This window comes from Nocardia neocaledoniensis, assembly GCF_029868625.1.
Classification (GTDB): Bacteria; Actinomycetota; Actinomycetes; order Mycobacteriales; family Mycobacteriaceae; genus Nocardia; species Nocardia neocaledoniensis_A.
Window position 1 is genome coordinate 1 of record NZ_JARWOJ010000162.1, and the last position, 7,000, is coordinate 7,000.

General features: G+C 71.7%; 7 protein-coding genes and 1 pseudogene. 6 read left to right on the forward strand and 2 right to left on the reverse strand.

The genetic code is table 11. The features are described from left to right. From QH270_RS11560 to QH270_RS11575, 4 genes are all read left to right on the forward strand, one after another. A partial coding sequence (locus QH270_RS11560; RefSeq protein ID WP_280340800.1) for a LysR substrate-binding domain-containing protein occupies window positions 1-402 on the forward strand: 402 nt, incomplete at its 5' end. An 80-nt stretch (window positions 403-482) separates the two neighbouring features. Then, a complete protein-coding gene (locus tag QH270_RS11565; protein ID WP_280340801.1) occupies window positions 483-1,880 on the forward strand; it encodes a sensor histidine kinase in 1,398 nt (465 codons plus the stop codon). Continuing rightward, a complete protein-coding gene (locus QH270_RS11570) occupies window positions 1,877-2,530 on the forward strand; it encodes a response regulator transcription factor (RefSeq protein WP_280340803.1) in 654 nt (217 codons plus the stop codon). Before QH270_RS11565 ends, QH270_RS11570 begins: the two co-directional genes overlap by 4 nt. A 62-nt stretch (window positions 2,531-2,592) precedes the next feature. Beyond that, window positions 2,593-4,212, forward strand: a complete 1,620-nt coding sequence (locus QH270_RS11575; protein WP_280340804.1) for an FAD-dependent monooxygenase — start codon at window positions 2,593-2,595, stop codon at window positions 4,210-4,212. Window positions 4,213-4,215: 3 nt separating this feature from the next. On the opposite strand, the gene QH270_RS11580 is transcribed toward QH270_RS11575, so the two are convergent. Together QH270_RS11580 and QH270_RS11585 are read right to left on the reverse strand one after the other, a co-directional pair. Beyond that, on the reverse strand, window positions 4,216-4,566 hold the full coding sequence (locus tag QH270_RS11580) for a hypothetical protein (protein WP_280340805.1): 351 nt from the start codon (window positions 4,564-4,566) through the stop codon (window positions 4,216-4,218). 67 nt (window positions 4,567-4,633) lie between these two features. Then, entirely contained in the window at window positions 4,634-5,077 is a 444-nt protein-coding gene (locus QH270_RS11585; protein WP_280340807.1) for a winged helix-turn-helix transcriptional regulator, read from the reverse strand. A gap of 85 nt (window positions 5,078-5,162) precedes the next feature. On the opposite strand from QH270_RS11585, the gene QH270_RS11590 reads away from it, so the two are divergent. Both QH270_RS11590 and QH270_RS11595 read left to right on the forward strand, forming a co-directional pair. Further along, complete coding sequence (locus QH270_RS11590) at window positions 5,163-6,377, forward strand: MFS transporter (protein ID WP_280340808.1); 1,215 nt, start codon at window positions 5,163-5,165, stop codon at window positions 6,375-6,377. 115 nt (window positions 6,378-6,492) lie between these two features. Then, window positions 6,493-7,000, forward strand: a pseudogene (locus QH270_RS11595) (hypothetical protein); the annotation flags it as partial.

Genomic DNA, 7,000 nt, shown 5'->3' on the forward strand with positions numbered 1-7,000 from the left:
CCGGAACTCGTCGAGCACGCGGCCGCCGCCGCCAGGGAAGCACTGGCCGCCGACCACCTCGACCCCGAACAGGTGGTGCTGGTGTGCGGCAAGCCGACACCAGAATACGCCGGGCAGCTCGCCGCCGAACTCGGTTCGGCCGCGGCCATTCTCGCGACCGCGCGAGGCGGGACGGCCCCGGCTGTGGTCAGCCGGCTCATCGTCGCGCACGAGCTCCGCGCCGGGACCCTCTACGAGGTGCCGCTGGCCGATTCCGTCCCGTTGACCAGGAAGTTCCGCGCCATCTGGCACCGCCGTTCCCCACCGTCCGGACCCGCCGCCGACCTGGTCGAGCTCGCGACACGGATCGAGGCGGCGCGGCCGAGCCGACGGGACGCACGCGGCGGTCCGCGCGCCGGGTAGAAAGGGTGTGGCTGGCTACACCACCGAGTCGGTGGCCAGCTCCATCGAGAACCGGCGCCGCCGCGACAACCATGGGAGTCATGACCGACACACCTGCCGAGCCGACCCTCGTCATCGACAGCTCCGGCTCACCGACCGCCGTGCTCGACGTCCCGCCGCCGGACGCGGAGCGCGGTGGCGGTGTGCTCGCCACCGTCCTGCGGGCCCCGATTCAGGCCAGGACCTGGAAGGAGTTCGCGTACCTGCTGCTGTCGTTCGTGCTGGGCTGTGTGGCCGTGTGCTACCTGTTCTTCGGGTTCGGTGGCGGCCTCTACGCGTCGATCTTCCTGATCGGTATCCCCGTGCTGGCGCTGGTCCTGCTCGGCGGCCGGGTCTGGGGCCGGATCTACCGGTCCCTCGGCGCGGGCCTGCTCGATGTCGAGGTCGACGCGCCACCGGCCTTCACCCGCGGGCGCGGCCTGTTGGGGTTCCTGCGCGCCGCCTTCACCGATCGGCCGAGCTGGCGGGCCGTACTGTTCCTGCTCGCGCAGTCGGTGTTCGGTGTCGTGGTGGGCTACCTGGTGCTCGTGGTGACCGCGATGGTCGGTTTCACGGCGATCTCGCCCATCCCCTGGGTGCTGTTCGATCCGGTCCAGGTGGACGCCGGCGGCGTCGAGCGGCACAGCCTCGCCCAGTTCGGTTCGTTCTACGTCGACACCTGGCCGCGCGTGCTGGCCATGTCGGCCGTCGGCATCGTGCTGTGCTTCGCGCTGCCGTGGCTCATCCGGGGTGCCTGCTGGCCGCACCGGATGCTGATCACGCACCTGCTCGCAGCGACGCCGCGGGATCGGCAACTGGCCGAGCTGCGCGCCAGCAGGCGCGCCGCCGTCGACGACGCCGCCGCCACCCTGCGCCGGGTCGAACGCGATCTGCACGACGGCACCCAGGCACGACTGGTCACCATCGCGATGGCACTCGGCCGCGCCGAGGAACGGCTGGCCGTCGGTGGCGACGCGGGCGACCTCGTCGCCGAGGCCCGCGCGAGCGCCAAGGACGCGCTGACCGAGCTGCGCGAACTGGTCCGTGGCATCCACCCGCCCGCGCTGGAACTCGGGCTCGGCCCCGCGCTGGAGACGCTGACGGCCCGCTGCGCGATCCCGGTCGAGCTGCGTGTGCACCTGCCCCGGCGTCCGAGCCCCGCGATCGAGGCGATCGCCTACTTCTCGGTCGCCGAACTGCTCACGAACGTGGTCAAGCACGCACGCGCCACCCACGCGACCGTGACCGTCCTGCCCGACAGTGTGCGATCCCTCGCGATCACCGTGCGCGACAACGGCATCGGCGGCGCACCCTACCCCGGCACCGACCTCGCCGGCGGCAGCGGACTGGCCGGTCTCGCCGCCAGGGCGCGCGCGGTCGACGGCACCCTCACCGTGAACAGTCCGGCCGGTGGTCCGACGGTGGTCACCATGGTGCTGCCGACGGCGGGGCCCCAGTGACCGCGCCGCTGCGGGTGGTCATCGCCGAGGACAGCGCGATCCTGCGCGACGGCCTGGCCGGCCTGCTCACCGAGCGCGGCCACGAGGTGGTGGCGATGGTCGGCGACGCGACCACGCTGAGCGAGGTGGTGGCGGCCCAGCGCCCCGACGTCGCGGTGGTGGATGTGCGGATGCCGCCCAGCTTCACCGACGAGGGGCTGCTCGCCGCCATCGAGCTGCGCCGCAAATTCCCCGACACGGGCGTGCTGGTGTTCTCCCAGTGGATCGAAACCCGCTACGCGACAGAACTTCTCGCGGCGGGCGCGAGCGGGGTGGGTTATCTGCTCAAGGATCGGGTGGCCGATGTCGGCGATTTCGTCGACGCGCTGCACCGGGTGGCCACCGGCGGCACCGCCCTCGATCCGGAGGTGGTGAGCCAGCTGATGGGCGCCTCCCGCCAGCAGGACTCCCTGGCCCGGCTCACTCCCCGCGAGCGCGAAGTCCTCGAGCTGATGGCCCAGGGGCTCACCAACAACGCGATCGCCGCCGCCATCACCGTGACCGAACGCGCCGTCGAGAAGCACATCGGCAACATCTTCACCAAGCTCGACCTGCCGCCGTCGGACACCCATCACCGCAGGGTGCTCGCGGTGCTGCGACTCCGTGGCTGACGCGCCGGGCGTACGATCAGCGAACACACTCACGCGGTTTCCCGAGCCCGAGGTGATGTCGTATGGCCGAGACGGATGTCCTCCTCGTCGGCGCCGGTCCGGTCGGACTGGTGGCGGCCATCGAGCTGGTCCGGCGCGGGGTGCGCTGCCGGATCATCGACGCGTTGCCCGAACCGCCCCGCTACGCGAAAGCGGTCGGGATCCAGCCACGCACGCTGGAAGTCTTCGAATCGATGGGGCTGCTGCGAGAGTTCCTCGACGCGTCGATCCGATTGCGCGGGCAGCTCGTCTACGTCAACGGCGCGCCGGCGGGGCGGCTGGAACTCACCCTGCCGCCCGAGGTGCCGTTCCAGTTCGTCGGCCTCCCGCAGTACGAGACCGAACGCATCCTCACGGACCGGCTGACCGCCATGGCGACCCGGATCGAACGCGCGACGACGCTCGTCGGGTTCACCCAGGGCGAGCAGGGTGTCGACGCCGTGCTGCGCGGACCCGGCGGTGAGCAGACTGTCCGGGCCCGGTACCTGATCGGCTGCGACGGCGCGCACAGCACGGTCCGCAAGGCGCTCGGGCTGACATTCGAGGGCGCCGCATTCGCCGAGCAGTACATGCTCGGCGATGTGGAACTGGACTGGTCGCAACCACCCGGCTACGCAGTGCGGGCGATGCATCAGACCGACGGCGTCACCGACGACAGCCTGGTCTGCATCCCGCTGCCCGGCCACCACCGCTACCGGGTGTCGATGCAGGTTCCCCCGGAGCCGGCGGCGGCTGCCGCGGCGGACGGCATCGAGCACGGTTTCCGCGCCGGTCCCGGACCGGAGCTGGCCGATATCCAGGCCGTGCTGGACCGCCTGGCACCCGAACCGGTCACGGCGTCGCGGTTGCGGTGGTCTTCTGTCTTCCGGATCAGTCACCGCATCGTCGACTCCTATTCGCGGGGTAGGGTTTTCGTCGCCGGCGATGCCGCCCATATCCACCCGCCCACCGGTGCGCAGGGCATGAACACCGGCATCCAGGACGCCCACAATCTCGCCTGGAAGCTCGCGCTCGCCGTCGCGGGCGCGGGGGCCCCGGACCTGCTGGCCGGCTATGACGCCGAGCGCCGTCCCGTCGGCGAGGAGGTGGTCGGGCGTACGGTGCGCCACGCCAAGGAGGGCGTCGGGACGACCGACCAGGATCCCGACCGGTTCCTGCTGCGCGAGGCTCAACTACTGATCGACTACCGGGACAGTCCCCTGGTGACCGCGTCACCGACCGGGACCCGCATGCCGGCGGCGGGTACCCGCGCGCCCGACGCCACCGGCCTCACCCGCTCGGCGGTGACCGACCCGTTCCGGCTGTTCACCTTGCTCACCGGCACCGAGCACACCGCCCTCGTCTATGCCGACTCCACGGCCGGGATCGCCGATCTGGACCGGATACTGGACCGGCTGCGGGACCAGGCCGCGGGCCACGTCGACGCCTACGTCGTCACCGCGCCCGGCACGGCATCGGTACCGACGGTCGTGCCGCTCCTCAGCGATCGCGACGGCGAATTCGCCCGCCGGTACCGCCCCGAGCCGGGCACGCTGTTTCTCATCCGCCCCGACGGCTACCTCGGCTACGTCGGTTCCCCGACGGACGCGGCGCTCAGCCGCCACCTCGCCGCGACCTTCGCCCCCGCGCCGGTCACCCGATAGCGGTCACGCCGTGACCAGCGCGACCAGCAGCAGGAGGGAGGCGCCGAACACCAGTGGCGCCACGATCCGGGCCACGCGGGTGCGCGCCCGTCCCGGCGGAACCACGAACGACAGGGCCACGATGAGGATCGCGGCGGCCGGAAGGGCGAACACGGAACCGAAGATCAGTCCGTAACCGTGCGGGTCGGCGAGCGGATCGTCCGAGATCCGGGACCGGAGGACGACGAAGACGCAGCGCGACCAGAACGACCCCGCGACGGCTCCGAGCAGGCCGGCCGGGACGGCCACAGCGAGCCGTCGCCGATCGATCCGGTTCCGCGAACCCACTGGGCGGTCGTGGGCATCGTCGTGCATGGCATCCCCTCCCGCGCACGATCACAGCACATCCGGACCGCCCCCGCACGTCGTCAGCCGCCGGGCATCAGACCTTCCGCACCCGCGTCGTCTCGGCGTCCACCTCCGCTCCGGCCCGGTTGCGTGGACGCAGCTCGAGCAGGGCCCCGCCGTCGAGATCGGTGAGCGTGGAATGGGTTTCGGTGGGCGCGAAGGCGTGACGCTCACCCCACTGTCGCAACGCCACGATCGTGGTGAACAGATCTCCGCCCGCCGCGGTCAGTGCGTAGACGTGGCGCTTCCCGCCCGGCGCGGTGCTCGTCGTCAGGATGCCGTGCTCGACCAGGCGGCGCAGCCGGTCGGCCAGGATGTTGCGCGCGATGCCGAGCCGCTGCCGGAAATCGGTGAACGAGGCGGCGCCGTCCATGGCGTCGCGGACGATCAGCAGCGACCACCGATCCCCGATCAGGTCGACCGTTCTGGCGACCGGGCAGTGCGGGTCGGTCCAGTCCTGGTCCACGCCGAGCGCCATCGAGCCCACCTCCATAGGTTGCGATATGAAACCATTCTGTCATACGCTCAAATGGTTTCATTTTGCTACTGATCGGAGGTTGCTCGTGGATACCGCACAGCGATGGGTCGCGGCCGGGGTGTGTGCCGTGGCGGTATCGACGATCTACGCGATCCAGCCGGTGCTGGGCGATGTCGGTGTGGACCTGGGCCTGGCACCGCGATCGTTGGGGTGGCTCGTCGCGGCCGGGCAGATCGGCTATGTCGGCGGGCTGCTTCTGCTCGTTCCCCTCGGAGATCTGGTCGATCGGCGACGACTGATCGTCGGACACCTCCTGCTCACCGCGGCCGGGACGACCCTGGTCGCACTCGCCCCGACCGCGGTCGTCGCGGCGGTGGGCGCGGCGATCGCGGGATTCTTCGCGGTGGTGGTGCAGGTGACGGTCGCCTACGCAGCGGCGGTCTCCGCGCCGAGGGAGCGGGGCCGCACTATCGGTACCGTCACCTCCGGGGTGGTGTTCGGCATCCTCGGGGTGCGGGTGCTGGCCGGGGCACTGGGCGACACGGTCGGCTGGCGGGCGGTCTACGCCGTTCTCGCGCTGGCGTGCGTGGCGCTCGCGGTGACGGCGCGGCTCGTCCTGCGGCCCGATCCCCGGGTATCGGCGCCCCGATATGGCGAGGTCATGGCGTCGATGGCGCGGCTGACACGGGATCGGCTGTTCCTGGGCCGCGGGCTGGTGACGTTCTTCGTGTTCGCGTCGTTCGGCACGCTGTGGAGCGGGTTGGCCTTGCCGCTCGGCGCCGAACCGTGGTCGCTGGGATCCACCGCGATCGGCCTGTTCGGCGTGCTCGGGCTGGCCGGTGCGCTCGGGGCCGCCCGCGCGGGTCGCTGGGCCGATGCCGGGCACGCCCGGACGACGACCGGCTGGTCGCTCGCGCTCCTTGTCGCGTCCTGGCTTCTGCTGGGCACCACGGGATCGACCCTGCTGCTCTTCGCCGTCGGCGTCATCGCCCTCGACTTCGCCGTGCAGGCCGTCCACGTCACCAGCCAGCAATTGCTGACCAGCGCGCGGCCCGATCGGGCCGGCAGCGTCATCGGCGCGTACATGGTGTTCTACGCGCTGGGCTCGGCCCTGGGCGCGGTCACCACGACATGGACGTACACCACGTGGGGATGGTGGGCATCCTGCCTGACGGGCGCCCTGTACGCCCTGGCCGCGCTCGGGGCGCACCTGCTGTCCGCGACACCCCGCCGCCCGCCGGTCGATCCCGCCCCGGTGACCACCTCGCCCGCCGGCCAAGGGGCGGCAGGGTCGACATAATGCAGTCACTGCCATCGCGCACAGGATGCACGCCGCGCACGCCCCGCATGTCCCGCATCGCCGCCGAACAGTCGGCTAAGGTCCGAGCGAACGCTGCTGGGCGGAAGGAACTCCCATGTCGCTCTCCCGTCGCACGCTGATCACCGCCGCCGCGGCCGGTGGCGCGATCGCCGCGCTCGGCGGACCACCGGCCCGGGCCGCATCGCCTGTCCTCGGCGCCGGAGATCCGGGCTATCAGGAACTCGCCGCACGCGGCTACAACCGCCGATTCCAGGCCCGACCGGCCAAGATCTATGCGCCCACGACGACCGAGGACGTCCGCGAGGCGGTCGCGGCGGCGGTCACGGAACGGTCCCCGATCGCGGCACGCTCGGGCGGCCACTGTTTCGACGACTTCGTCGACAACGCGGGGCCCGGCTCGATCATCCCCCTGGCCAGACCCGCCGCGGTCCATTGGGACGAGCCCCGCCGCGCGTTCTCCGGCGCGGCGGGCGCCGACCTCGGCGCCGTCTACGAGGCACTGCACCGGTGGAATGTCTCCATCCCGGCGGGGATCGAGCAGTTCGGGCGCCTCGACGTGGTCGTCGCGAACGCGGGCATCTGTTCGGCGGCGCTGTCGTGGG

Excerpts from the sequence above, each read along its gene's own strand:
- QH270_RS11580 (WP_280340805.1), bottom strand. The coding sequence starts at position 4,566 with ATGCACGACGATGCCCACGACCGCCCAGTGGGTTCGCGGAACCGGATC.
- QH270_RS11585 (WP_280340807.1), bottom strand. The coding sequence starts at position 5,077 with ATGGCGCTCGGCGTGGACCAGGACTGGACCGACCCGCACTGCCCGGTC.
- QH270_RS11575 (WP_280340804.1), top strand. The coding sequence starts at position 2,593 with ATGGCCGAGACGGATGTCCTCCTCGTCGGCGCCGGTCCGGTCGGACTG.
- QH270_RS11565 (WP_280340801.1), top strand. The coding sequence starts at position 483 with ATGACCGACACACCTGCCGAGCCGACCCTCGTCATCGACAGCTCCGGC.